This window comes from Vannielia sp. ABF1_015, assembly GCF_056160745.1.
Genome location: NZ_JBSWXT010000001.1, coordinates 461,043 through 484,154 on the forward strand (window position 1 = coordinate 461,043; position 23,112 = coordinate 484,154).

Consider the following 23,112-nt stretch of genomic DNA (forward strand, 5'->3'; position numbering starts at 1 on the left):
GGAGGAGACAAGACAGATGTTGAAACGCGCAACTCACCTGCTCGCAGGTGCCGCCCTTGCAATGGGACTGACCACAGCAAGCGCCACTGCTCAGGACTATGCATGGCCCGAATACTTCTCGGTGGTCACCCCCATCGTCGGCACCGCCAACCACTCGCTCGCCGTCGCCTGGACCGCCGAGTTCTCGGCGCAGACCGAGAGCCGTGCCCGGGTTTTACCTGCACCCAACGGCTACGCCCGTGCCGAGTGGCTCAACACAGGCGAGGGCCTCGTGGCGATGGTCCAGGCCAGCGACTATTTCGACCTGATGGACGCCAACGAAGGGTATGCCACCCCCACCAGCGGCCCCTCCGATAGCCGCGTGGCGGTGATGAACATGATCACGCCGTGGGGCTACATGGTGCGCGGCGACAGCGCGATCCAGAGTTTTGACGACATAGGCCCCGGCACACGCATCGCCTTCTCACCGTCGTCCTCCTTCTTGGTCGCTGGTGTGGATGCACTGCTGGCCTACCGCGGGCTCACCCGCGACGACGTTGAATTGGTGGAAGTCGGCAACTATGGTGCCAACACTAGGATCACTGTCGAGGGCCGCGCCGATGTGACCTTCACCTCGCCGCTCTCAGGCACCAGCTACGAGGCCGAGGCCAACCCCCAAGGCATCCGCTGGCTGGCCTTGCCCAAGCGAGAGGATGACCCCGAGGCCTTTGACCGCTACCGGGCGATCCAGCCGGGCTACGTGCCGATCGAGATTAGCTCCGGCGTGCCGAGCTCTCAGGGCCTCTACATGGATCATGCCTATCAGGCCAATCACGTGCTGGCCGACGGCGACGCAGAATTCGTGTACCAGCTCGCCAAGTGGCTCGACGAACATCATGGCGATTTCGAGAAGGACTTTACCCACGCCAAGATGATGTCGATGGCGAGCCTGGAGAGCTTTCTGAACGTGGGCGCGCTCCAACCGATCCATGATGGCGCAATCCGCTACTTGAAGGAAAAAGGCGTCTGGACCGACGCGCATCAGGCCCGGCAAGACAAGCTAGTAGACATGGCCAAGGCCCGCGTGGCGCTCTGGGAAGAAACCCTGGCGGAAGCCGAGGAAAAGGGCATCGACGTGTCGCCCGACAGTGCTGAATTTGCCGAGCTCTGGACCACCAAGCGCGACGCCGCGAGCGGCGGCAAAACCTACGGCGAGATGGTTCTCTCGATCGAGTGAGCCCTCCCCTGCCGCCCGCGTTCCCCGAAGACGCGGGCGGCTAAATCTCCAAAGTTTCCACCCGACATCGCGTCAAAGGGCCAGACATGAGCACCGACCAGACACCCCAATCCAGCGCTCTCGCCGATGAGGCCGAAGCTGCCGCAGCCGCAGCCGCCGTGCCGCAGAGCTTTCGCGATCAGGCCGAGGAGCGCTGGCTGTCGATGCCGCTCTGGGTCCGAGCCTTGGTGCTGGTAATGTCGGCCGGTGGGGTCGCGCTTTCGGTGGCATATATTTTCGCCATCGTCCCGATGCTGGACCTCACCTACTACTTCTTACTGATGGCCGCTTTCCTGCCTGTGGTCTACCTGCTGCTGCCGGCTTGGGCGAGTGAGGGTCGGGTGACCTGGGCCAGCTACCTGCCCGCCATCGCGATCTGCGGGCTGACGCTTTTCATGGCATATCAGGCGCGCGGGCTGGTGTTCGGCACTTGGGTGCCGGTCAAGGAGACTTGGCAACTCGTGGTCGCGGCCTCGATTTTTGTGCTGGTGCTTGAGGCTGCGCGGCGTTCGGGCGGCTACATCTTCCTTGTCATCTGCATTGCTCTCGCGCTTTACCCGGTCTACGCCTACTATATGCCGGGCATCCTCTGGGGTCCGCCGACGACGCTCTCCCGCACCATCGCCTTCAACGTTTTCTCCGGCGACGCGATGCTGGGTGTGGTGACCCGGGTGGTTGGCGAGCTGATCATCGGCTTCCTGATCCTCGCCGCCCTGATGGTCGCCACCGGTGCGGCCGATTTCTTCCTCAACTTGGCGATGGCGCTGATGGGGACGTCCCGCGGCGGTGCGGCCAAAGTCTCGGTGCTGGCCTCTGGTTTCTTCGGCTCCCTTTCCGGCTCGATCTTCGGTAATGTGGTCTCCACCGGCTCGGTGACGATCCCCAGCATGAAGAAGGCGGGCTTCCCCGGCCACTACGCCGGCGCGCTGGAGGCCTGCGCCTCCACCGGCGGCATGTTGATGCCGCCGGTCATGGGCGCGGTGGCTTTCATCATGGCCGACTTCACCAACACCGAATACCGCGTGATCGTGCTCGCCGCTCTGATCCCCTCGCTGCTCTACTACTTCGGCCTCTACTGCCACGTTGATGGCTTTGCCGCACGCAACGGCCTCAAAGGCCTTAAGCGGGCCGACCTGCCCCGCGTGGGCCGCGTCCTCAAGGACGGTTGGCCCTTCATCGTGGTGCTCGCCTTCCTCGTCTGGGGCCTCGTCTTCATGCGCTGGGAGCGGCTGACGCCCTTCTATGCCTCCGCCCTGCTGCTGGTGCTGACCACCCTGCACCCACGCCTGCGGATCAAGCTCGGCCGCATCCCCGAACTGTTCTACCAGGTCACCAAACTGCTCAGCCAGACCATGGGCCTGCTGCTGCCCACCAGCTTCATCCTCGGCGGGCTGATGGCCACCGGCGTGGCCCCGGTGATCGCTGCTTCGCTGGTGCGGATGGGCGGTGACGGCCTCGTGCCCGTGCTCGCCATCGGCATCGGCGTCTGCCTGATCTTCGGGATGCTCGGCATGATCGTCGCGGCCTACCTGATGCTGGCGCTCACCCTCGCCCCGGCGCTCGAGCAGATCGCGGGCCTCAACACCCTCGCGATCCACCTCTTCATCGCCTATTACGCCTCGCTCGCGGCGATTACCCCGCCGGTGGCGCTGGCCGCCTTCCTCGCCTCGCGGATCTCCGACAGCGACCCGATAAAGACCAGCGTCCACGCGGCGCGGCTCGGTATCGTGCTCTACTTCGTGCCGATCTTCTTCCTCTTCGAGCCGGCGCTGATCCTGCAGGGGCCGTTCTACCTCACTATCGCCTGGACCGCGCTCAACATCCTCGCCGTCATCACCATCGCCGCCGCCTCCGAGGGCTACGTGCCCTGGCGCGGCAGGCTTGTGGGCTGGGCACGATGGCCGCTCTTCGGCTGTGGTTTGCTGATTGGCTTCCCCGAATGGACCAGCACCGCCATCGGCCTCGCGCTCGCCGCAGCCCTGGTGCTCCTGGGCAGCCGCGCCGCACCGCGAGAGGCGCCCGCCGGCGCAACCTGACACGCGGGCGGCCCGCCGCCCGCACCACGACGAACCAAAATTCAACGGAGTCTACACGCATGTCCTACGGTCGCCCGATCAACCCCGCCACGACGGTGGTGCGCCACACCGGCGATGTCCTGCACCGCGAGTTGGAGGTCGACCTCTGCGTGATCGGCGCGGGCATCTCCGGCACCACCACGGCGCTGGAAGCCGCCAAGCTGGGCAAGAAGGTCGCCATCGTTGACGGCCTCCCGGCGCTCGGCGGGCAGGCGGTGAACTCCATCATCGGAACCTTCTGCGGCCTCTACCAGAACGGCACCCACGGCCACCGCTACACCTTCGGCATCGCCGACGAGATGCTGGCCTACCTCGAGGCCAACGACGCCTGCTTTTACCGCCACGGCCCGATGACGACCGTAGTGCATTACAACGAGGTCGCCCTGTCCCGCTGGGTCGAGACCTCGCTGGACAAGGCAGGCGTCCTCCCGATCACCGGTGCGATCCTGCGCGAGGTGGAACGGGACGGGCGGCGGATCACGGCGGCCAAACTGGTCACCCGCTACGGCGACGTGACCGTGCGCGCCGAGGGCTTCGCCGATTGCTCGGGCGACGCCGCGCTGGCCTATCTGGCCGGGCTGGAGTGCCGCGAGCCGGATGAGAAGGTGTATGGCACCCAGCAATGCGTGGTGGAGGGACTGAACTTGGAGGTCGAGCCGCCGGAGCGCGACGAACTCTCCGAGCGCATCGCGCAGAAGGCCAAGGACTACGGTCTGCTGCGCCACGGCGGCATAGCCTTCTACTTCCCCGGCAAGGATGTGGCAGTGCTGAACATGACCCACATGGAAACCCCGCTTGACCCGCTGGAAGCCTCGAAGGTGGGCCAGTTCGGCAAGGAGCAGGTGGACAGGGGGATCGAGCTGCTCAAGGCCGAGTATCCCGAGTTCTTTGGCAATATCCGGGTACGCAACTACGGCTTCCCGGGCATCCGCCAGACCCGCTGGATCAAGGGCGCGCATCATCTCGTGGTCGACGAGGTGGTGGGGCAGAAAAAGTTTGACGACGCGATCGGCCGCACTGCATGGCCGATCGAGCTGCACAACGCGCCCGAGGGCTTCGTGTGGAACACCTTCGACGAGAACCACACGCACTACATTCCCTTCGGCTCGATGATCTGCCCAGAGGCCGACAACCTCGTCGCCGTGGGTCGCTGCATCGATGGCGACCCGGCGGCGCTCAGCTCGGTCCGGGTGATGGGCCCCTGCATGGCGCAGGGCATGGCCGCTGCCCAAGCGCTGGACCTCGCCGGCTCCGGCTCCGTGCACCAGCTCGACATGGCCGCACTCCAAGAGCGGCTTTCCGACAACCTGACCCGCACCGATGGTGTTGCCCCTTAGGATGAGAGGAGAATGACTATGGATACCAGACAGCTAGAAAACGGCTTTGGCGTCGAGATCACCGATGGGCTGGATGTGCTCGCCCCCCTGAGCCCCGCAGAGATTGCCGAGATCGACGCGCTGATGGATCGGCACTCCATCGTCGTGATCCGCAATCAGCCGATGAGCGTTGAGGAGCAGCTCGCCTTCACCCGCCAGTTCGGCCCGCTCGATCAGGGCTTCAAGAAGGTGGTGGCCAAGAAGAACACCAACACTCAGGTCACCCATGCCGAGGTGGGCGACATCTCGAACATCGGCAAAGACGGCAAGCCGGTGCCGCGCACCGACAAGCGGGTTCTGAACAACATCGCCAACCAGATGTGGCACTCCGACAGTTCGTTTCAGAAGCCGGCGGCGAAATATTCCATGCTCCATTCGGTGCAAAACCCGAGTTGGGGCGGCGACACGGAGTTTGCCGATCTGAAGGCGGCCTATGACGCGCTGGACGATCGGATGAAGGCCTTCCTCGACGGAAGAGAAGCCGAGCACTACGCGCTGCATTCGCGGTTCTTGCTGGGTGACGACAGCTATGACGCCGAGCAGAAGGCGGCGATCCAGCCAGCGTGGTGGCCGATCGTGCGCACCAACCCGGCGACCGGAAGGAAGCACCTCTTCATCGGCGTTCATGCCCGTCAGATTGATGGAATGACTGTGCCGGAGGGCCGTATGATGCTGGCGGACCTGCTGGAACACGCCACCCAGAGGCAGTTTATCTATCGCCACAAGTGGCAGACCGGCGATACCGTGATTTGGGACAACCGCGCCACGCTGCATCGGGGCCGCCACTTCGACCTCGACGAGCCGCGCGAGTTGCGCCGCACAACCACGCTAGACGACCGCGCACCGGAGTTGCAGCTCGCCTCCTGACATCGCAATGCGGTGGGGCCCTCAGCCCCGCCGCGCAACGTGCCGTCAGAGCGGCGGCACGGGCTTGCGCTCCCATGGCGCTTCATCAAACTCTTTCTTCAGAAACTCCAGCAAAGCGGCCACCTCGGGCCGGTGCAACTTGTTGTTGGGCACCATTGCTTTGAACCAAAGTTGCACGACGGGAAAATCGGGCAGCACCTCCACCAGCCTGCCCTCCGCCAGATCTTCTTGCACCAGAAATCCCGGCGCGATGCAGATGCCCAAGTGATGACGCGCCGCAAAGTGCAGCAGGCGCGAATCGTTGACGGTGAAAACCGGGTTTACCGTGACCGAGATCGGCCCCCCCTCGCTCTCGAAAAACCATGTCATTCCGGCGGCAACGTAAATGATGCAGCGATGCTCCAGCAGATCGCCCGGGGTGCGTGGGGTGCCATGGGCGGCCAGATACTCGGGCGTCGCCACCAGCACGCGCGGGTAATAGCACAGCGGCATCTCATGCACGCTGGCAAAACTTTGCGGCAGGCCGCCGAGAGCAATATCGAAACCTTCCTCCAACGGGTTCACCGCGCGGTCGATCAGCATCAGCTCTGTGGTGATCGCCGGGTTCTGCGCCATGAAACGGGCAATGGAGCGCCCGGCGAAGAGCGTGCCCAAGGTGGTGGGCGCCTTTATGCGCAAATGACCCGTTAGGCCCGTCTCGGGCGGTGCGGCCCCGACCAGCGTGTCTTCCAACTCGCTCACCAGCAATTGCAACCGCGGGCGCAGCCGGTCGGCTTCGGCGGTCATCACCAGCGCACGGGTGGAGCGAATGAAAAGGCGGTTGCCGATGTGGGCTTCAAGCCGCCCCACGCGCTTGGTTATTACCGAAGGTGCGACACCGATTTCACGCGCGGCGGCAGAAAAGCTGCCTGTGCGTGCCGTGGCGAGAAAGGCCTTGATATCAACAAGAAGCGTCATGCCTGGGTGCCTTTCGCTGAAGATGGCCCGCGCGCAACCATGGGCGCAGTGCCGGCGCAATGCAACGCGGCGGGCACGCTCTATGCGCCACTATGACGGTTCAGGCTCAGTCGCACCAATTGGGCGATGGCCCTGCTTGGCAGCTGAAGTCGCATCGTAACCATTCCTCAAACTCTTCCTGCCACAACAGGCGTGACGGATCGCACTCAGAATGAGGCTGAATGATTTACCGCCCGGCTTTCATCGCTCTTTGGTTTACGCTCCTGCTTGCCACCTCAGCCAATGCTGCCGAGCCGCTTTTTGGCGGTGCACGGCCGCTGGTTGCGCCTGTGGGGGCCGAAATTGGGCCGGGGCCGAGCCTTTTTGCCGGGAATCAACAGGGCGGATTTTTTGCCCCCCTTCCGGAGCGGCGCGCGAGGGATGAGGCCGCGCGAGAAGCACCAATACGTCGCGGCTGGACGACCGAGGCCGTGTATGCCGAGTGGATTCGCGGGCTGATCGCTCAGGCCGAGGCCGGGGCGGCGGGCTATGACGCTGTTGTTCTGAGCGCCAAGGTGAAGCCACCACGCCGCCCGACCGAGCTGACCATTGCCGAAATTTACGAATGGATCGAGGACACGCCCGGCCAGAACCACGCGATCGGGCGATATCAGTTTATCCCTGTCACACTCCGGCGCCTCGTTGACCATCTCGGCACGCCGCCAAACTCGCGCTTCACCCCGGACGTGCAGGATGCGCTGGCCGACCAGTTGCTGCGAGAAGCAGGGCTCAGCGCGCTTCTGGCTGGCAAGATGCCCCGCAAAACCTTCATGAACCGCCTTGCCGCCATCTGGGCCGGGCTACCCACTTCATCGGGCAAATCCCACTACCACGGGCACGCGGGCAACAAGGCGACCATGAGTTGGCGGCACTTCGAGGCGGAAATGGCAAAATTCTTCCCTGAGTGACGGGATTTGCCACGTTTGCGGCATTTGATTTCGCACCCGTTAGGGCCTATCTCGGCTCAAACGGATAAAAAGGCAAACCACCGTGGCAAAGACCCATCTCTACAAAAACGACCTTCCAGACGGGCTCGACCTTGGCCCAGTGGTGGCCATCGACTGCGAGACGATGGGGCTCAACCCGCATCGTGACAGGCTGTGCCTTGTGCAGATGTCGGGCGGCGACGGCGAGGCGCATCTGGTGCAGATCGAAAAGGGCCAATCAGCAGCGCCCAACCTTGCTGCGATGCTGGAGAACCCTGATGTTCTGAAGCTCTTCCACTTTGGGCGGTTTGATATTGCCGCGATGTACAATGCCTTCGGCGCACTGGCCGCGCCCGTCTATTGCACCAAGATCGCTTCCAAACTGGTGCGCACCTTCACTGACCGGCACGGGCTGAAATACCTTTGCCAGGAGCTAATCGGGGTGGATATCTCAAAGCAGCAGCAAAGCTCCGACTGGGGTGCGCCCGAGCTGACCGAGGCGCAGCAAAGCTACGCCGCCTCCGATGTGCTCCACCTGCACAAGCTGCGCGATGTGCTGAACGAACGGCTGGCCCGCGAGGGGCGCACCGAATTGGCACAATCCTGCTTCGACTTTCTGCCAACCCGTGCCAAGCTCGACCTCGCCGGCTGGCCCGAAATCGACATATTCGCCCATTAGGCTGACGCGATGAACATTCAGGAGCCCTTCAACCCCGCCACGCTCATTGAAGCGGGCAAGCGGGTGATCGCCCTTGAGACAGAGGGGCTAACGCGGCTGGCTGAGGGGCTTGGGCCGGGCTTTGCCGAGGCCTGCGAAATGATCCTCGCCGCGCCGGGGCGGATCATCGTGTCTGGCATGGGCAAATCCGGACATATCGCCCGCAAACTTGCTGCCACATTCGCCTCCACCGGCACGCCTGCGCATTTCGTCCATCCCGCCGAGGCCAGCCACGGCGACCTTGGGATGATGAGCCAGGGCGATGTAGCGTTGCTGCTTTCCAACTCCGGCGAAACCCCCGAGTTGGCTGATATGATCAGCTATACCCGGCGCTTCGCCATCCCGCTCATCGGCGTGGCCTCGAAAGCCGAGAGCACACTGCTCTCTAGCGCCGATTGCGCGATTCTGTTGCCCGGTGCCGAAGAGGCCTGCGAAGAAGGGATCGTGCCAACCACGTCAACCACGATGACGCTGGCGCTGGGCGATGCCTTGGCGGTGGCGCTCATGAAGCACCGGCGTTTCACACCAGAAAAGTTTCGCGACTTTCACCCCGGTGGCAAGCTGGGCGCGCGTCTCGCCAAGGTGCGAGACCTCATGCACAACCACGATGCGCTGCCTCTTGCCACTCCGGGGACGCCAATGAGCGAGGCCCTGCTTACCATGAGCCAAAGCGGTTTTGGCGTGGTAGGCGTAGCCGCACAGGATGGTAGGCTTCACGGTATCGTCACCGACGGTGACTTGCGCCGGCACATGTCCGGGCTTCTGGATCATACCGTGGATGAAGTCATGACCGATAACCCCCTGACCATCGGCCCCGATGCCCTCGCCGCTGAGGCACTGGCGTTGATGAACAGCCGTAAGATTACCTGCCTTTTCGTTCTTTCGAGCGATGGTCGGGCGGAGGGGCTCTTGCACATTCACGATTGTCTCCGCGCCGGCGTGGCCTGAGCGGCGGAGCGCGGCGATGTCGGTTTACGACAACAGCTATTCCCGCTTCGTTTCAATGGCGAAGATCGTGTTGCCACTGGCCGCGCTGGCCATGCTCTCGACGCTCTTTCTGGTTGCCCGCACGGTGGACCCGACCCGCTCGATCCCTTTCGCCGATGTCGACGTGAACGAACTGGCCCGCGAGCAGCGCATATCCGCGCCAAACTATTCGGGCGTCACCCGCGATGGCTCGGCTATTTCCATCGCCGCCACCACAGCCCGGCCCGATCCCGAGAACGGGCATCGCGTTTCGGCCACGGATCTGCGCGCCCAACTCGAAACCGAAGGCGGCGGCACCTACGAGCTTTCGTCTCTTTCCGGGCAGATCGACACGCAGGAAGGGCAAGCCGTGCTCGGTGGGGGTGTGATCATCACCACACCATCCGGCTATCGGATCACCTCGGATGAGATTACCACTGCTCTGGAGCGCACCGAGATCGAATCGGTCGGCCCGGTGAAGGCTGAAGGCCCCGCCGGAACGCTTGATGCGGGCAGCATGCGCCTGGCTCCGGCGGATGACGCCAACGAAGACGGCGGATTCCTTCTGGTTTTCAAGAATGGGGTGAAGCTGGTATACACCCCGCCAACCGAATAGGAATTGTCTCCGTGACTTTGAAGCGCCTCTTTACTGCGTGGCTTTTTGTGCTTTTCGCCGGACTCTCGGCCCCGCTCCATGCACAGGGTGCCAATGTCGCCTTCGGGGCGCTGAAGCATGACAGCTCGCTTCCGGTGGAAATCGCCGCCGATCAGCTCCAGATCAACCAAGAAACCGGCCGGGCCGTATTTCGTGGCAACGTCAAGGTTGGCCAGGGCGAAATGCGGCTGACGGCTGCGATGGTGGAAGTTGAATACGAGGGCGGCGAAAGCTCGACCGGCAAGGTGAAGCGACTGCACGCGACCGGCGGTGTGACGCTTGTCAGCGGCGCCGAGGCGGCAGAGGCGCGGGAGGCCGTTTATACCATTGGCACCAGTCAGATTGTGATGACCGGTGACGTTCTGCTCACGCAGGGCCAGAACGCGCTTTCAAGCCAGAAGATGGTGGTGGATCTCGACAAGGGCACCGGCGTGATGGAGGGGCGCGTGCGCACCGTCTTCCGTTCGGACAGCGAAAATTGAGCGACACTGACACCAATACCAAGCCCGACCTGCGTGTGGCCGGTGGTGATGCGGGGCTGCGCGTGGCCAACATGCGCAAGAGCTACCGCAAGCGCCTCGTCATTCGCGATGTCAGCATGGATCTGGGCCGCGGCGAGGTGGTGGCCCTGCTGGGCCCCAACGGCTCGGGCAAGACCACCTGTTTTTACGCGATTGCCGGTCTGATCGTGCCGGAGAGCGGGCAGATCACAATTGACGGGCGCGAGGTGACGAGCCTGCCAATGTATCGCCGTGCCAAGCTGGGCATCGGCTACTTGCCGCAGGAAATGTCGATCTTTCGCGGGTTGAACGTGGAAGATAACATCATGGCCATCCTCGAAATCGCAGAGGCCGACAGGCACAAGCGGCGCGAGCGGCTGGAAGAACTTCTCTCGGAATTCGCCATCGAACATCTTCGCCGCGCTCCGGCTCTGGCGCTGTCGGGCGGTGAGCGGCGACGTGTGGAGATTGCCCGCTGCCTCGCCGCAGACCCGAAGTATCTGCTACTGGATGAACCATTCGCCGGCGTCGATCCGATATCGGTGGGCGAAATTCGCCACCTTGTGACCGATCTTAAATCTCGGGGCATCGGCGTGCTCATCACCGATCACAACGTGCGCGAAACGCTGGAAACCGTGGACCGGGCCTACATCTTGCATGACGGTAAAATCCTGATGAGCGGGACAGCTGAAGAGGTGGTGCAAGATGAGAACGTGCGCCGTGTCTACCTCGGCGACAGCTTCCGCATTATGTGACGGCGGGCCCGGATGAGCGGCCCGAAAACCCGACTTGAGCTGAAGCAGGCACAGCGCCTCGCTCTTTCGCCTGCCCTCCAGCAATCCATCGGAATTTTGATGCTGACGGGCGGTGCCTTGGAGGAGGTAATTGCCGAGGCTGCCGCCGATAATCCCTTTTTGATCTATAGGCCGTTTGAAGGAGGCGCCAGCGCTGCCCAAGGCGCAACCCCTTACGAGCTTGCGCTTCAAACCGTTGCCGCGCGCCCCAGCCTTGGCGAGCACCTGAGCGGGCAGATCGCCCTGATGGACCTTTCACCCGCGGTCGACGATGCGGCCCGGCGGCTGGCCTATGATCTCGACGAGAGTGGGTTTTTTACCCAGACGGATGTTGCCGCGCTTGCAGAAGAGCACGGGCTTTCGAAAGGGGTTGCCGGGTTGGCAGTGCAGGCGATTCAAAGTTGCGAGCCCACAGGGGTGGGGGTGTTCAGCCTGATGCAGTGCATCCAGTTGCAACTCACAGAGAGCGGCCTGCCCCCGCAAAGGGTGCAACTGGTGCTGGCGGGGCTGCCCTATTTCAGCAAGGGCCAGACCGAGCTGATAGGCCCGGCGCTCGGCCTCACCAGCGACGAGGCCGCCGAGATCGTTGCCTTGGTTCGCTCACTCGATCCGGCTCCCGGCCGCGCCTTTGACATGGCAGAGCCTGTCGTGCGCGTGCCCGAACTGCTGGTGACCGAAGATGAGGCCGCCGGGCTTCGGGTGGAGCTTGTGAATGACAACGGGCCTCGGCTGAAACTCGACAAAGCGCTGGCACAGGCGCGCGGTGAAAAGCTGGCCGCGCATCTGGCCGAAGCACGGGCGCTGATTTCGGCGGTGCGCTACAGGGGCAAGACCCTGCTGGCTGTCGGAAAGGCGGTGGCCGACGCGCAGGCCGCCTTCTTTACCGGGCGAAGTGATGCACTTGCCCCGCTTACCCGCAACGTGATTGCCGGTCAGCTGGGACTGCACAAATCAACCATTGGGCGGGCCATCTCGGGCAAGACACTCATCTGGCGCGGGAGGATCATCGAGCTCGACTCACTCTTTCCGGCGGCGTTGCGAACCGGGGGTAACCCGGCGACTTCGAGCCATACGGCACAGCTCGCCATTTCGCGTCTTGTTGCCGCAGAAGCGCCCGGCGCGGTGCTCTCTGACGAGCAGATCTGCTGCAAGTTGAAGCAGGATGGAGTTGACATCTCACGGCGAACTGTCGCCAAATACAGAAAATGCCTGAACATACCACCCTCAAGCAAACGCAGACGCCTGCTGACCCAGTCAGCGGAGCGACGCCGAGCTCGCTGAAACGCCCGCCAAGCCACACTACATAGAGATTGCCCACCGGCACGCATGGCGTTGTGCCGTGCTCTTGCCGATGGGATGAAGACCCCGAAGAGACCCCCAGGAGGTGCCATGCGCTACCAAATCAGCGGAAAACAGATCGACATCGGTGAAGCACTGCAAACACACGTCCAATCCGGACTTGGTGCCGTGGTTGATAAATATGCCGAGCGACCGACCGATGCGAATGTGATCTTTTCCAAAAGCGCCCACGAGTTTGTTTGTGAGTCGACGATCCACCTCTCAACCGGCCTGACGGCATCAGCCAAGGCCCATGCGGCAGAAATCTACTCGGCCTTCGAGCTCTGTTGCGACAAGATGGAAAAGCAGCTGAGGCGTTATAAACGACGGCTGAAAGACCACCACAAGGACCGCACGGAGCCGGTTGAATTCATCGGCGCGTCTTCGTATATCCTCGCCGCATCGGAAGATACCGAGACCGAGGAACCTGAGAGCCTTCAGCCCATGATCATCGCCGAGATGGAGGCCCGCGTGCCTGCACTCTCCGTTGGTGAGGCTGTGATGCAGATGGAGCTTCAGGGTGCCCCGGTTCTGGTCTTCCGAAATGAAGGGCATAGTGGTGTTAACGTGGTCTACCGTCGAGATGACGGCAACATTGGCTGGATCGACACCAAACAGGAATGAGTGACGCCCCGTTCAAGGGGCGGGAAGGCCGGGCAGGACATGGAGCTGCAAAAAATCCTCAAGCCCGAGGCCGTTAAGGTCTTGCAGGGTGTGAGCAGCAAAAAGCGGCTGTTTCAGCAGCTCGCAGAACTTGCGCAGTCCGCCTATGGGCTCGAGCCGCAGCGCTCGGTCGATGCCTTGATGGAACGCGAGAGTCTCGGCCCCACTGGTGTGGGCCGGGGCGTTGCCTTGCCGCACGCCCGGCTGGACGGTCTGGGCAGGGTTGTGGGCGTATTTGTGCGCATCGAGAAAGCCGTGGATTTCGACTCGGTCGATCGCCAGCCTGTTGATCTGGTATTTGCGCTCTTCGCGCCTCAGGATTCGGGCGTAGATCATCTCAAGGCGCTTGCCCTCGTCTCGCGCACCCTGCGGGACAGCGGCGTTTGCAGCAAGCTGCGCGCCAATGATGCCCCGGCGACCCTGCATGCCATTCTGACAGAAGCGCCGGGCCAGCAGGCCGCCTAAGCCCGCGTCAGCTGTTTTTCAGCCGTTTGAACCCGAAGTTGAGGTAATCGCGCTGGTAGGCATCCAGCGCAGCCTGCTCGATCTCGTCATCGAGGATCGTATCGAGCAGCAAAGCGCCTTCATCCTCAAGCGATTCCAGCGGTGGTGAGGTCTCTACCTCGCATTGCGCCAGAAGGTGCGAAAGGCCCAGCGCCAACTGGTCTTCCCGAATGATCATGTCGGGCGAGCCCAGATCGGCGAAGCCCTGAATTACCGCTGCCTGGCTGGCCCATGCCGCATCTATTCGTGTACCAGTCTGGCCGGCGAGGTTGGCCTTCAAGAACTTCAGCCAGCCAAGGAAGGCGGCGTGGTGGGCGGAGGTATCATAGTCATCCCCCGGCTCACCCTCCGGCAAAGGCACATTGTATCCTTCACGCAGCGTGCGACGGATCTTGGTAAAAACGCCCTCACCCTCGGCCCGGAGGATGTGATGGCAGAAAACCCGGTGCGCTCGCTGCAGCGGGTGGGCGATAACGGAAAAGCTGCGGGCGCCCTTGTTCTTGCGCCGCCATTGGCGAAGGGTCTTTTGGTTGAAGCCGCGTTGCAGTGCATCGGGCTCCACACCATCAAGCGCCGCCAGCCAGCGCTCAACCGGCCCGAGCGTCGCACCTTTCACCGGCATATGGAGGATCGGGCTGAGTGCGCAGGCGAGGTAGGTTGGCACCACGCCACCGCGCCGCGGCTCGAAGTTGGGGGTGCGGGTAAGGCCGAAGGTGTCGATTTTCGCCAAAGCGGCCTGCATATCGTCGAAGTTGGCCACCTTCTCTTCAAGACCGCCCGGGTTTTGCTTTTTGAGCTTGGTCGAGAGCTCTTCAAGCGGCGTGTCACACCCCAGAAACTTTGCTAGGCCATTCAGCACGTCGAGGTCGTTTATATCCTCGTAGGCGATGTAAAAGCCGGTTTGCCCCGTGATCTGCATTTCGTGCTGGAGCAGCAGTTGAAACGATTGCAGCTCGGCCACCAGCTCTTCAAATTCCGCGCCATCGAAACGAATCTTCGCATCGCGGCGGTGCTTGGCATCGGTCAGGCGCCATTGGCCGGTTTCTGCAGCGATCTTGCGGCTGACGTAGCTTTCAAGCGGGTTGCGGATGAGGATCACCTTGGCGCAGCGCGGATCGGGCAGGCAGGCCTCCAGCACGCGCGGGTCATGGTCGTGGAAGAAGCGGAAGCCGGGCAGCCCCTTGGTGTTCTTCTTCATCCGTTCGAGCAGCAGAAGTGGATCGGCCTCGCGCGCGGCGAGGGTCATATCAAACAGCTCCTTGGTGTTGTGATGCCCCACGAAATGCGGATTGAAGGCCTCGCCGTAGCAGTACAGCCCTTCAAAGCGGTTGATATTCTCCTCAAGATAATTGGAACCCGTGCGCATCTCTCCGAAGATGACGAAACTGTCGAACCGGTCGCTCATAAGCAGGTTACTTCTTTACGAGATAGGGGCGCTGAGCCTCATCAGCCGAGGTTGGCACGAGTTGCGGATCAACCGGGAAATCGCCGGCGAGGTAGGGGTTCATCCCCTGATTCTTGAGAGTCTGGAGGAACTGGCCGAACCCGTTGAGATCTTCCATCAGCGGTGCGGCGGTGAGACGGCGACGGGCCCCGGGGATAATATCGTCCATAATGAGTTGGAGGTTGTTCATCGGGTCTTCAATGAACTCCGCCAGCGACCAGATTCGCACCCTTGCCTTGGCATGAGGGGAACGCAGCACATCAAGATGCGCGGCCTCAATGGCCTGCAGGCGCGCCGCTTCCTTGCGAACAACAGAAGAATTGATGCCAAGCCGGAAGAGTCCGATAGCCCAGGCCCCGGTGATGACCGAAATCTGCGCCTTCGGGTCGGTGGCGATAAGCCACTCGATATCCTGCGCATCGCCGGGACCGAACTGGAACATCTGGCGCTCGCCACGGGTGTTCCAGATAAGGTTGGTCAGGAAGGCTGTCGGGTTATGATCTCGCAACAGGGCGCTATCGGAGAGCCCGCCGTTGTAAACCGTTTCACCCCCTGCAAACTGCGCCCGGTCAGGGGCAAAGAGGTGCCCGTGCACACGGCCGCCTGCCGCCTTGCCAAGCCATGTGTCAAAGTTTGAGAAGAGCTCGGAAAACCCTTCAAACACCGAGTAGGGTTCTGCCGTTTTGCCATTCTCCCAGTCTTGGTTGGGGAAACGGCTCTGCATGTAGAGCCCCATTCGCCCACGCGTCCTTCGGTCTACCGCTTTGGCAAAGAGCCGGTCGATCTTGGAAGGGTTCGGCTCGGCGTTTTTGGTCACCTTCGGATCGTTAGACAGGAAGGACGCGTAAAGCCGATTGGCGTGGGGCCAGATCTTGCGGGCAACGAAGCAATCGGACCGCCGGAGCAGTTGCAGGTGATCGTCGTAGAAAATGTGGGGCTTGCCCTGAAAATCGAACTTGGAAAGCGTCAGCGAGCGGCTTTCGACCTCAGCGGAATAGACCCTGACGATGGACTGAAAATAGCTTTCATCCGGAATCCACACACGCTTGAAGTAGCGGTCATAAACGGGCCGGTCTGGGTCGGTCAGAATGGCCTCAAGCGTGGGACGAGAGAGGCACCACCATTGCGAACCGAGGTGGGGCACCAACCCCTTGGGCACCTTGCGCTTGAACCGCACCAGCCGTTGCAGTGCGACGTAGCGATCAAACAGAAAACGCTGCCTTTTCCATGAGAAGGGAAAGCGGAGCGTGAACCGCTCACTGTCAAACCCGCCCTTCGTCCATGTAACGTCCTCGATCGTCACGCTTTCGATGAAGTCGGTACGGGGGCGGGCCCTAAGGTAGGCTTTCAGCTCTTGCAGCGGGCGCAGCGGCAGGCAGGAGCCGGAGGCGAGGTAGACGTGGCCGACCTCCGGATGCTTTTGCAGCATGATCTCGGCCGCCTTTTGAGTTGCGGCGACGATGTTCCACGTCCCCCACTCGCATCGGTAACGGGGGCTGAAGCTGACATTTTTGAGGTCTGCGAGGGACTCGGTGAGCTTTGCGTAGCTTTTCCGGTCAACCTTCCGGTCACAGTGGATGACAACAGGGCAGCCGCTCGTGGCCCAGTGCCGCGCGGTTTGGCTGGCACGGTCAAGCGCGGTATGCACAAGCATCACAAAGCCGACCATCAGGCCCAGTTTCCCTTTGACATCAGGCCGAGAATTTCAAGCTGGCGCCAGTTGATGTAGCGCTCGCTCCACTTTGTCCAGAAGTCGGGATTGTCGCGCAGCACGCGGGCATAGGCCTTGTATTCATGGCTCGCCGCATAGTGCTGGCCGCGCTCCAGCTCCTCCTCGGATTTGGCGGTGAAGGTATCGAGAAACTTGGCATGGAGCAAAATGCCCGAGGCCTTCTCGCCGCCCCATTCATCATAGGTAAGGTTCAGCCCGCGTGGCAGGAGCATGTGGGTGGAGCTGACGTAGGTGTATTGCTTATCCCATTTGACCAGCGGAATCTTGTTTAGCGCCGGGGCACGTTCTGGCGCATCGCCAAAGAAGGCGCGGGCGCGGGGGCCGCCTTGTATCCAGAGGTTACCGTAAAGCCGATTGCGGGTGATCTGGTAGTTTCCGCTATCGAAATAACAGGCGATCTCAAGCGGGTTTTGCCCTTCGGTATAGGGCAGCGCGTCGAGCGGGCCCTTGGGATACATATCGAGCAGCATCGCCGAGAAGGACTTGATCGAAGAGGCATCGAGCCAGTCGGTCAGCGCACGTATGGGCCGGGTATCGCAGAAGGGATAGACGAAGAACTCATCCACATCGACAACCAGCGCCCAATGCCCGTGCGCATACTTGCGTTGGAGCCAGTTGAGCCAATCCACACCGAAACGGGCGCGTTTGTAGCTTTGCTGGGTGGTCCAGAGCGAAACATCGGGCTGATCCGCAAGATACTCGCGTGAGCCATCTTCGGAGCCGTTGTCGACCATGAAGAAATGCGCCACCCCGAGCTTGCGGTAATACTCCAGAAAGTAAGGCAGGCGGATACGCTCATTGCGGAGGGTGACAAAGGCCAGCACATCGCCGGGCCTCACAGAATCGGTGCGGTTGGCAACTGCAGACAATTCCCGCCGCTTGCGAAGCGCGCGAATGCGCCAGCGTTTGCGCTGGAGCCGCAAGCGATATGATCTTAAAGCGCCCAACTCAATCCTTCGCCCCGGAGGCATGGCGGCAAAGCGGTATCAGGTCACGCTTAAAACTCTGTTGAAATGCGCATCCCATGTGGGGAGTTGCACCTGCTCCAGCTCGACCCTCGGCACCGCCTGACCCATTGTTGCCATTTCCTGAATGGTCTTGGCCCATAGATAACTATCGTTGCCACCTAGGTAAACGGGCAAATCCCCCAAGAATTCGCGGTAGACTGGCAAGTCGTTGACGATGGCTGGCGTGCCAAGCGCCAACGCTTCGGCGGGCGGCAGGCCAAAGCCCTCTGCGTGCGAGGGGAACAGCGCGGCGCAGGCTTTGCGAGTCAAGTCGGCAACGGCGCCGTCAGACAGGCCCTGCAGCTCAAAGATGAAACGACCTTTTATCGGAGAGCTATCGAGACGTCTGAAGAGCGCCTCATTCCTCCAGCCCCGGCTGCCCACAATGAAGAGCAGTGGCGGTTCGCCGGGCGTTTTGGCCAGGTGCTCCCACGCATCGAGCAGCAAGGCGTGGTTTTTGCGCGGCTCTATGGTGCCGGTGGCGATGAAAAAGGGGCGCTGCGTGGGGAGTGTGGTGGGCACTTCTGCAGCCTCTGGCACCGGCTCCTCGACGCCGAGCAGGGCAACCTGACCCGCTGGCACACGACCAAAGCGAGCAAACCATTCCTCACTGCGCTCCTGCGTGTGGCGGGAGTTGTAAATTACCTGTGTTGCATGACAGCTCACACGCCGCATCGCCGCCTCAAACTTCTCGGGCTGCCCCTCGCGCTGATACTGCGGAAAATCCAGCGGGATCATATCGTGGATCAGCACTGTGACCCCGGCAGCCTTTACCGCCATTGTGCCCAGAACGCGCTCTGTCAGATTGGCGTGGCCGACGTTGAGATAGCGCGTGCCCTCGGGAAGGTGCCGGGCCAACATGGCGGGCAGGCGGGCACGGAGGCAGGTGGCCACTGCGAGGCCGCGGATATCGGCATGGACCCGGCGCTGAAGCGGCGTGAGCTTGCGGTTTAGGAGGCCCTGCAAATCGGTGCTGCCCCATTTGCCCCCTGCAGCAAGACGAGCGGCAAGTGGAGACAGCCCATCGCGATTCAGCAAGGCGTAGGAGCCGGGCAGGCGGATCAGGGCAAAGAGTGGTGCGCCTTCTGCCAGAAGCCTGTCGAGATAGGCTCGCTCGACCCGGTCTACACCGGTCAGCGGGCCGCGTCCGACCCGGGATATGAGCCGCGAGAGATCGAGACAGCGCGGAGGCGCCTCAGCGGTCATAGGGCTCCGACTGATGCCAACGCCATGCGTCGGCAATCATCGTCGCGATGTCCGACCGTTTTGGCGTCCAGCCCAGTTCCTCCGTCGCGCGGTGGCTGCCCGAGACCAATGCCGCAGGGTCACCCGGCCGCCTGCCGCCCTCGACAATGGGCACCTCACGGTTGGTGACAGCGCGGCTGGCATCCACCACCTCGCGCACAGAAAACCCGTGGCCGGACCCGAGGCAGAACACCCGGCTCTCCTTGCCCGACTTCAGCCACTCCAACCCCTTCACATGGGCATCGACGAGGTCTGACACATGCACATAGTCGCGGATGCAGGTGCCATCGGGCGTGTTGTAATCGGTACCAAAAATCGTCAGCGCGTCACGCTTGCCTGCGATGGCGTCAAGCATCAGCGGGATCAGGTGTGTTTCGGGCAGGTGTTGCTCGCCGACTTCGGCCTCCGGATCCGAACCGGCCACGTTGAAATAGCGAAAGATGACCGAGCGCAGCCCGCAAGCCACCTCAAAATCAGCCAGCAATTGCTCGATGGCCCTCTTGGAGCTGCCGTAGGCATTAATGGGGAGCTGTTCGGTGTCTTCATCAAGCACCACGCCATCCTGGTCGCCATAGGTTGCGCAGGTGGAAGAAAAGACAAAGTCGAGACAGCCAGCGGCAACGGCAGCATCGGCAAGGTTGGCTGCACCCAGAACGTTCTCGCGCCAATATTTGCCCGGATCCTTCATGCTTTCGCCCACCAGAGAGAGCGCGGCAAAGTGCATGACGGCAACGGGCTTATATTTGGCGAAAGCGGCATCTATGCTGGCACGGTCCAGCAAATCGCCCTCGTGCAACGGGCCGAATTTCACCGCGTCACGCCAACCGGTTGAGAGGTTGTCAAAGGCGACGGGAATGTATCCCGCTGCTTTCAGAGCTTTACAGGCATGTGCCCCGATGTAGCCGGCGCCACCGGTGACAAGAACGTGGTCCATTTCCACAGCCGCTTACTGAGCGGCTTTTTCGCTGGCAACAAGCTCGCGCAGGTAGCCCCAAAGCTCGTCGCGAAGCTCGTCCCGGCCAAGGCCGAAGGAGACGGTGGCCTGGAGGAAGCCCGCCTTGGAGCCGCAATCGAAGCGCTCGCCGTTGAAGCGGTAGCCATACACGCCCTCGTCGCCGCCGATCTCCTGCGCAATGGCGTCTGTCAGCTGAATCTCACCGCCCGTGCCCTTTTGCTTTTTGTTCAGGTTGTTCAGGATCTTGGGGGTAAGGATGTAACGGCCGATCACCGCAAGGTTGGAGGGTGCATCTTCGGGCTTCGGCTTCTCTACCATGCCACCGACCTTGACCAGCTGGCCATGGTCTTCCGTCACATCAAGCAGGCCGTAGGCGGAGGCTTTGGACTGCGGAACTTCCATCGCGGCAACCATGCAGCCGCCGGTTTCCTGATGGGCCTCGACCATTTGCTGAAGACAGGGCTTTTCAGCGGCGATCACGTCATCAGGGAGGATCACGGCAAAGGGCTCGTTGCCGATCAGGCGGCGGGCACACCAGACGGCGTGGCCGAGGCCCAGTGCTTTGTGCTGACGGATATAGGCGATGGCGCCGCTTTCCATGTTGGTGTTCTTGAGCACCTCCATGAGCTGGTCTTTGCCCTTCTTGCGCAGTTCCTGCTCCAGCACCGGGGCATGGTCGAAGTAATCTTCCAGCGCGCCTTTGCCGCGAGAAGTGACGAAGATGAATTCCTTGATACCGGCGGCGCGTGCCTCGTCGATCGCGTATTGGATCAAGGGACGGTCAACCAAGGTCATGATCTCTTTCGGGATGGACTTGGTTGCTGGAAGGAAACGCGTACCCAGCCCTGCCACCGGAAAAATCGCCTTGGTCACTTTTTTCATATCTGTCTCGTCAATCAGTGTTTCACATGCGGGTTTCACCGCCATAGCGCCGAGAAGGTGGCGCTGTATGGCCGCGACGATAGGGGCAAACCCTTGCGGAAGAAACAGCCAAGGTGGGCATTTTGTTGCACTGCGGCATTAAAACGGTTTCCGGTTAATGCTCGGCGTGCCAAATGGGCAATCGTCAGCTTTTAGGGCTGCGAAAAGCATCAATTCGGGCTGTTTCACGCTTGATCCGGTCGGCGCGGCGCCAAAAGCGGACAAGCGGATCGCTGCGCAAAGATCGGCCGAAGAGCCCGCCGCGCTGCACCCAGAAGCCCGCCGGATCGAACCGGCTGGCGTGGAATCGGGTGGTTCTGGAGAGGCGCAGCAGGGTGATGGCCTTGTCGCCCACCGCCGCATCAGCGCGGGCCTGCGCAAGGGACTTGCGATAGCCCCAAAGGCCACAACTGCGCACCTCGTGGCCGCGCGGCCCCGGGCCTTTCGGGAACGGGCGGAAGGGGACGGTTGCCTCGTGCATGGCCTGTGGGTCGCTCAAATCAGCCATCTGGCCCTCAGTGATACCACGCTCAAGGCTCTCCATCAGCGGGGCTTCATCTTCGGTACTGAGGCGTCTCTCTGCGCGGTGATGAGCCAGACGTTCGGCCTGCCCGCTGCGTAAGGCATCGAGTGCTGCATCGCGGCGATCCGGTGGGCAGTGACGCCTCAAAAACAGAGCGGCGGATCGGCCGATCTGCGCCAGATCTGTTGGTGCGCGGTTGGCCTTGCGGCTCGCGTTTGCGGCGAAGCCGTGGTGTACTTGGGCCAGCGGGACGATAGCGGTTTTGCCGCCCTGTGGCACAAGGCGGTGAGTGACGTCGGTTTCATCGAGGAAGAAGCGAAAGGCCGGGTCAAACCCGCCGATGTGGGCAAGGGCAGCACGGCGGAAGGCGCAGTTGGTTCCGTGAGTCTTAACGCAGCGCGCGATGGGCAGAACCGTGGTTTCTTGTTCGTTAACGTCGAGGGCGATATCCGCACCCGTCTCATCCGTTGCAACCCCTTGCCATTGCATGGAAATTCCGTTTCTGCCGCGCACAAAGCCGGTGCTGGCAACCACATCGGAACCGTCGAAGGGGGCCAGAAGCCGCGCAAGCCACGGCGGTTCGGGTGTGGCATCATCGTCGATGAAGGCGACAAGGGGCGCGGCGGCCTGTGCGAGACCAAGGTTGCGGGCTGCCGAGATATTGGCTTCGTCAAACTCTACCAGCTTCATCCTGTCAGACAGGTTAAGCTCCCGCGCCACGGCAAGGCCCGACGGGTCTGCGACGAGGATCAGCTCGAAGTTGCGGTGGCTTTGCAAGCGGAAGGCGGGGAGGTTGCGGCGCAGTTCATCCGGCCTGTGGCGGCTGACGATGATGACGCTGGCCGCCTCGCTCATTCGACGCCCATCTGCGCCAGCATGGCCTCGATACGGGGGATATCTTGAGGGTTGTTCAGCTCCCAGAAGGCCCGCCCGCGCCCCTCGACTTCGACGCAGAGCACGCGGCGGCCCTGCTCCAGAAACCGAAGCTGCTCCAGCCCTTCGAGCCGCTCAAGGGGCCCCGCTTTCCACGATGGGTAGGCAGCCAGGGCATCCGGGCGGTAGGCATAGACGCCGACGTGGTGAAACACCGGCGTAGCGGCCTCATTGGGATAGCTGGCGGAGGTGAAGGGGATTACCTCCTTGGAGAAGTACAGCGCGGAGTTATCGGCTGCGAACACCGCGGTGGTGCCCCCGACGCGGCCAGCCTTCCGGTCATCCAGAAAGGCATTGAGCGCAAAGCCGTCGCAGCGGAGCACCGGTGTGGCAATGTCTGCCGTGGTCTCGGCCCGCATTGCTGCGACCAGATCCTCGATGAACCAGGCGGGCGTGAGCGGGGCGTCTCCCTGAAGGTTGACCACCACATCAAAGCTTTCGCCCAGCGCCTCGATGGCCGCCGCACAGCGCTCGGTGCCGTTGGCGCAGGTATCGGGCGTCATGATCACCTCTGCGCCAAAGCCTTCGGAGGCCTCGCGAATGCGGTGGTCATCCGTGGCGACCACAACACGCGGGTTGCCACCAACAGCCGTTGCCGCCTCCCAACTGCGCTGTATCAGCGACTTTTCCACGCCGCTTGCGCCGCGCAGCATTGCCAGCGGCTTGCCCGGGTAGCGCTGCGAGGCGTAGCGGGCGGGGATGACGATGAGAAACGACAT

Annotated in this window: 22 protein-coding genes; 13 read left to right on the forward strand and 9 right to left on the reverse strand. The window is 62.2% G+C overall.

What is annotated here, in order from left to right; all coding sequences use genetic code 11:
- Positions 1–16: 16 nt before the first annotated feature.
- The 4 genes from ACXAG6_RS02315 to ACXAG6_RS02330 all read left to right on the forward strand — a co-directional run bounded on the left by ACXAG6_RS02315 (position 17) and on the right by ACXAG6_RS02330 (position 5,573).
- Complete coding sequence (locus ACXAG6_RS02315) at positions 17–1,216, forward strand: TAXI family TRAP transporter solute-binding subunit (protein ID WP_475334636.1); 1,200 nt, start codon at positions 17–19, stop codon at positions 1,214–1,216.
- Between the two features lie 86 nt (positions 1,217–1,302).
- Positions 1,303–3,291 (forward strand): TRAP transporter permease, encoded by a 1,989-nt coding sequence (locus ACXAG6_RS02320; RefSeq protein WP_475334638.1) that lies wholly within the window; start codon positions 1,303–1,305, stop codon positions 3,289–3,291.
- A 59-nt stretch (positions 3,292–3,350) separates the two neighbouring features.
- Positions 3,351–4,667, forward strand: coding sequence for an FAD-dependent oxidoreductase (locus tag ACXAG6_RS02325; RefSeq protein ID WP_475334641.1), 1,317 nt, complete (start codon positions 3,351–3,353; stop codon positions 4,665–4,667).
- An 18-nt stretch (positions 4,668–4,685) separates the two neighbouring features.
- Positions 4,686–5,573 carry a TauD/TfdA dioxygenase family protein gene (locus tag ACXAG6_RS02330; protein WP_475334643.1) on the forward strand — a complete coding sequence of 296 codons (888 nt, stop codon included), beginning with the start codon at positions 4,686–4,688 and terminating at the stop codon, positions 5,571–5,573.
- A gap of 45 nt (positions 5,574–5,618) precedes the next feature.
- Here ACXAG6_RS02330 and ACXAG6_RS02335 read toward each other — a convergent pair whose 3' ends face one another.
- On the reverse strand, positions 5,619–6,530 hold the full coding sequence (locus tag ACXAG6_RS02335) for a LysR family transcriptional regulator (RefSeq protein ID WP_475334645.1): 912 nt from the start codon (positions 6,528–6,530) through the stop codon (positions 5,619–5,621).
- A gap of 221 nt (positions 6,531–6,751) precedes the next feature.
- Here ACXAG6_RS02335 and ACXAG6_RS02340 point away from each other — a divergent pair, with 221 nt between their 5' ends.
- The 9 genes from ACXAG6_RS02340 (at position 6,752) to ACXAG6_RS02380 (ending at position 13,594) form a co-directional block, all read left to right on the forward strand.
- Complete coding sequence (locus ACXAG6_RS02340) at positions 6,752–7,477, forward strand: lysozyme family protein (protein ID WP_475334647.1); 726 nt, start codon at positions 6,752–6,754, stop codon at positions 7,475–7,477.
- Positions 7,478–7,559: 82 nt separating this feature from the next.
- Positions 7,560–8,174 carry a ribonuclease D gene (locus ACXAG6_RS02345; RefSeq protein ID WP_475334649.1) on the forward strand — a complete coding sequence of 205 codons (615 nt, stop codon included), beginning with the start codon at positions 7,560–7,562 and terminating at the stop codon, positions 8,172–8,174.
- A gap of 9 nt (positions 8,175–8,183) precedes the next feature.
- Complete coding sequence (locus ACXAG6_RS02350) at positions 8,184–9,161, forward strand: KpsF/GutQ family sugar-phosphate isomerase (protein ID WP_475334651.1); 978 nt, start codon at positions 8,184–8,186, stop codon at positions 9,159–9,161.
- Between the two features lie 16 nt (positions 9,162–9,177).
- Complete coding sequence (gene lptC / locus ACXAG6_RS02355; protein ID WP_475334652.1) at positions 9,178–9,795, forward strand: LPS export ABC transporter periplasmic protein LptC; 618 nt, start codon at positions 9,178–9,180, stop codon at positions 9,793–9,795.
- A gap of 17 nt (positions 9,796–9,812) precedes the next feature.
- Complete coding sequence (locus ACXAG6_RS02360) at positions 9,813–10,316, forward strand: LptA/OstA family protein (protein ID WP_475337902.1); 504 nt, start codon at positions 9,813–9,815, stop codon at positions 10,314–10,316.
- A complete protein-coding gene (gene lptB / locus ACXAG6_RS02365; protein ID WP_475334654.1) occupies positions 10,313–11,089 on the forward strand; it encodes an LPS export ABC transporter ATP-binding protein in 777 nt (258 codons plus the stop codon). Before ACXAG6_RS02360 ends, lptB begins: the two co-directional genes overlap by 4 nt.
- A gap of 12 nt (positions 11,090–11,101) precedes the next feature.
- Positions 11,102–12,409, forward strand: a complete 1,308-nt coding sequence (locus ACXAG6_RS02370) for an RNA polymerase factor sigma-54 (protein WP_475334657.1) — start codon at positions 11,102–11,104, stop codon at positions 12,407–12,409.
- 108 nt (positions 12,410–12,517) lie between these two features.
- Positions 12,518–13,090, forward strand: coding sequence for a ribosome hibernation-promoting factor, HPF/YfiA family (gene hpf / locus ACXAG6_RS02375; RefSeq protein ID WP_140012437.1), 573 nt, complete (start codon positions 12,518–12,520; stop codon positions 13,088–13,090).
- Between the two features lie 39 nt (positions 13,091–13,129).
- Complete coding sequence (locus ACXAG6_RS02380; RefSeq protein ID WP_475334659.1) at positions 13,130–13,594, forward strand: PTS sugar transporter subunit IIA; 465 nt, start codon at positions 13,130–13,132, stop codon at positions 13,592–13,594.
- 7 nt (positions 13,595–13,601) lie between these two features.
- Here ACXAG6_RS02380 and ACXAG6_RS02385 read toward each other — a convergent pair whose 3' ends face one another.
- The 8 genes from ACXAG6_RS02385 to ACXAG6_RS02420 all read right to left on the reverse strand — a co-directional run bounded on the left by ACXAG6_RS02385 (position 13,602) and on the right by ACXAG6_RS02420 (position 23,112).
- Complete coding sequence (locus tag ACXAG6_RS02385; protein WP_475334661.1) at positions 13,602–15,038, reverse strand: nodulation protein NodH; 1,437 nt, start codon at positions 15,036–15,038, stop codon at positions 13,602–13,604.
- Positions 15,039–15,045: 7 nt separating this feature from the next.
- The gene (locus ACXAG6_RS02390; protein WP_475337903.1) at positions 15,046–16,749 is read right to left on the reverse strand and encodes a DUF5927 domain-containing protein; all 1,704 of its coding nucleotides are present in this window, start codon (positions 16,747–16,749) and stop codon (positions 15,046–15,048) included.
- Complete coding sequence (locus tag ACXAG6_RS02395; RefSeq protein WP_475334663.1) at positions 16,746–17,780, reverse strand: glycosyltransferase family 2 protein; 1,035 nt, start codon at positions 17,778–17,780, stop codon at positions 16,746–16,748. Before ACXAG6_RS02395 ends, ACXAG6_RS02390 begins: the two co-directional genes overlap by 4 nt.
- A gap of 15 nt (positions 17,781–17,795) precedes the next feature.
- On the reverse strand, positions 17,796–19,022 hold the full coding sequence (locus ACXAG6_RS02400; protein WP_475334666.1) for a glycosyltransferase family 4 protein: 1,227 nt from the start codon (positions 19,020–19,022) through the stop codon (positions 17,796–17,798).
- Complete coding sequence (gene galE / locus ACXAG6_RS02405) at positions 19,012–19,995, reverse strand: UDP-glucose 4-epimerase GalE (protein ID WP_475334668.1); 984 nt, start codon at positions 19,993–19,995, stop codon at positions 19,012–19,014. Before galE ends, ACXAG6_RS02400 begins: the two co-directional genes overlap by 11 nt.
- 12 nt (positions 19,996–20,007) lie before the next feature.
- Positions 20,008–20,898 (reverse strand): UTP--glucose-1-phosphate uridylyltransferase GalU, encoded by an 891-nt coding sequence (gene galU, locus ACXAG6_RS02410; RefSeq protein WP_140012444.1) that lies wholly within the window; start codon positions 20,896–20,898, stop codon positions 20,008–20,010.
- Positions 20,899–21,082: 184 nt separating this feature from the next.
- A complete protein-coding gene (locus tag ACXAG6_RS02415) occupies positions 21,083–22,315 on the reverse strand; it encodes a glycosyltransferase family 2 protein (protein ID WP_475334670.1) in 1,233 nt (410 codons plus the stop codon).
- Positions 22,312–23,112: a 3-deoxy-manno-octulosonate cytidylyltransferase gene (locus ACXAG6_RS02420; protein WP_475334672.1), complete on the reverse strand. Its 801-nt coding sequence runs from the start codon at positions 23,110–23,112 to the stop codon at positions 22,312–22,314. Before ACXAG6_RS02420 ends, ACXAG6_RS02415 begins: the two co-directional genes overlap by 4 nt.

What these genes read in the sequence shown, in the direction of transcription:
- ACXAG6_RS02315 (WP_475334636.1), top strand. Translation starts at nt 17, where the DNA reads ATGTTGAAACGCGCAACTCACCTGCTCGCAGGTGCCGCCCTTGCAATG.
- ACXAG6_RS02320 (WP_475334638.1), top strand. Translation starts at nt 1,303, where the DNA reads ATGAGCACCGACCAGACACCCCAATCCAGCGCTCTCGCCGATGAGGCC.
- ACXAG6_RS02325 (WP_475334641.1), top strand. Translation starts at nt 3,351, where the DNA reads ATGTCCTACGGTCGCCCGATCAACCCCGCCACGACGGTGGTGCGCCAC.
- ACXAG6_RS02330 (WP_475334643.1), top strand. Translation starts at nt 4,686, where the DNA reads ATGGATACCAGACAGCTAGAAAACGGCTTTGGCGTCGAGATCACCGAT.
- ACXAG6_RS02335 (WP_475334645.1), bottom strand. Translation starts at nt 6,530, where the DNA reads ATGACGCTTCTTGTTGATATCAAGGCCTTTCTCGCCACGGCACGCACA.
- ACXAG6_RS02340 (WP_475334647.1), top strand. Translation starts at nt 6,752, where the DNA reads ATGATTTACCGCCCGGCTTTCATCGCTCTTTGGTTTACGCTCCTGCTT.
- ACXAG6_RS02350 (WP_475334651.1), top strand. Translation starts at nt 8,184, where the DNA reads ATGAACATTCAGGAGCCCTTCAACCCCGCCACGCTCATTGAAGCGGGC.
- lptC (WP_475334652.1), top strand. Translation starts at nt 9,178, where the DNA reads ATGTCGGTTTACGACAACAGCTATTCCCGCTTCGTTTCAATGGCGAAG.
- ACXAG6_RS02370 (WP_475334657.1), top strand. Translation starts at nt 11,102, where the DNA reads ATGAGCGGCCCGAAAACCCGACTTGAGCTGAAGCAGGCACAGCGCCTC.
- hpf (WP_140012437.1), top strand. Translation starts at nt 12,518, where the DNA reads ATGCGCTACCAAATCAGCGGAAAACAGATCGACATCGGTGAAGCACTG.
- ACXAG6_RS02380 (WP_475334659.1), top strand. Translation starts at nt 13,130, where the DNA reads ATGGAGCTGCAAAAAATCCTCAAGCCCGAGGCCGTTAAGGTCTTGCAG.
- ACXAG6_RS02385 (WP_475334661.1), bottom strand. Translation starts at nt 15,038, where the DNA reads ATGAGCGACCGGTTCGACAGTTTCGTCATCTTCGGAGAGATGCGCACG.
- ACXAG6_RS02395 (WP_475334663.1), bottom strand. Translation starts at nt 17,780, where the DNA reads ATGCCTCCGGGGCGAAGGATTGAGTTGGGCGCTTTAAGATCATATCGC.
- ACXAG6_RS02400 (WP_475334666.1), bottom strand. Translation starts at nt 19,022, where the DNA reads ATGACCGCTGAGGCGCCTCCGCGCTGTCTCGATCTCTCGCGGCTCATA.
- galE (WP_475334668.1), bottom strand. Translation starts at nt 19,995, where the DNA reads ATGGACCACGTTCTTGTCACCGGTGGCGCCGGCTACATCGGGGCACAT.
- galU (WP_140012444.1), bottom strand. Translation starts at nt 20,898, where the DNA reads ATGAAAAAAGTGACCAAGGCGATTTTTCCGGTGGCAGGGCTGGGTACG.
- ACXAG6_RS02415 (WP_475334670.1), bottom strand. Translation starts at nt 22,315, where the DNA reads ATGAGCGAGGCGGCCAGCGTCATCATCGTCAGCCGCCACAGGCCGGAT.
- ACXAG6_RS02420 (WP_475334672.1), bottom strand. Translation starts at nt 23,112, where the DNA reads ATGTCGTTTCTCATCGTCATCCCCGCCCGCTACGCCTCGCAGCGCTAC.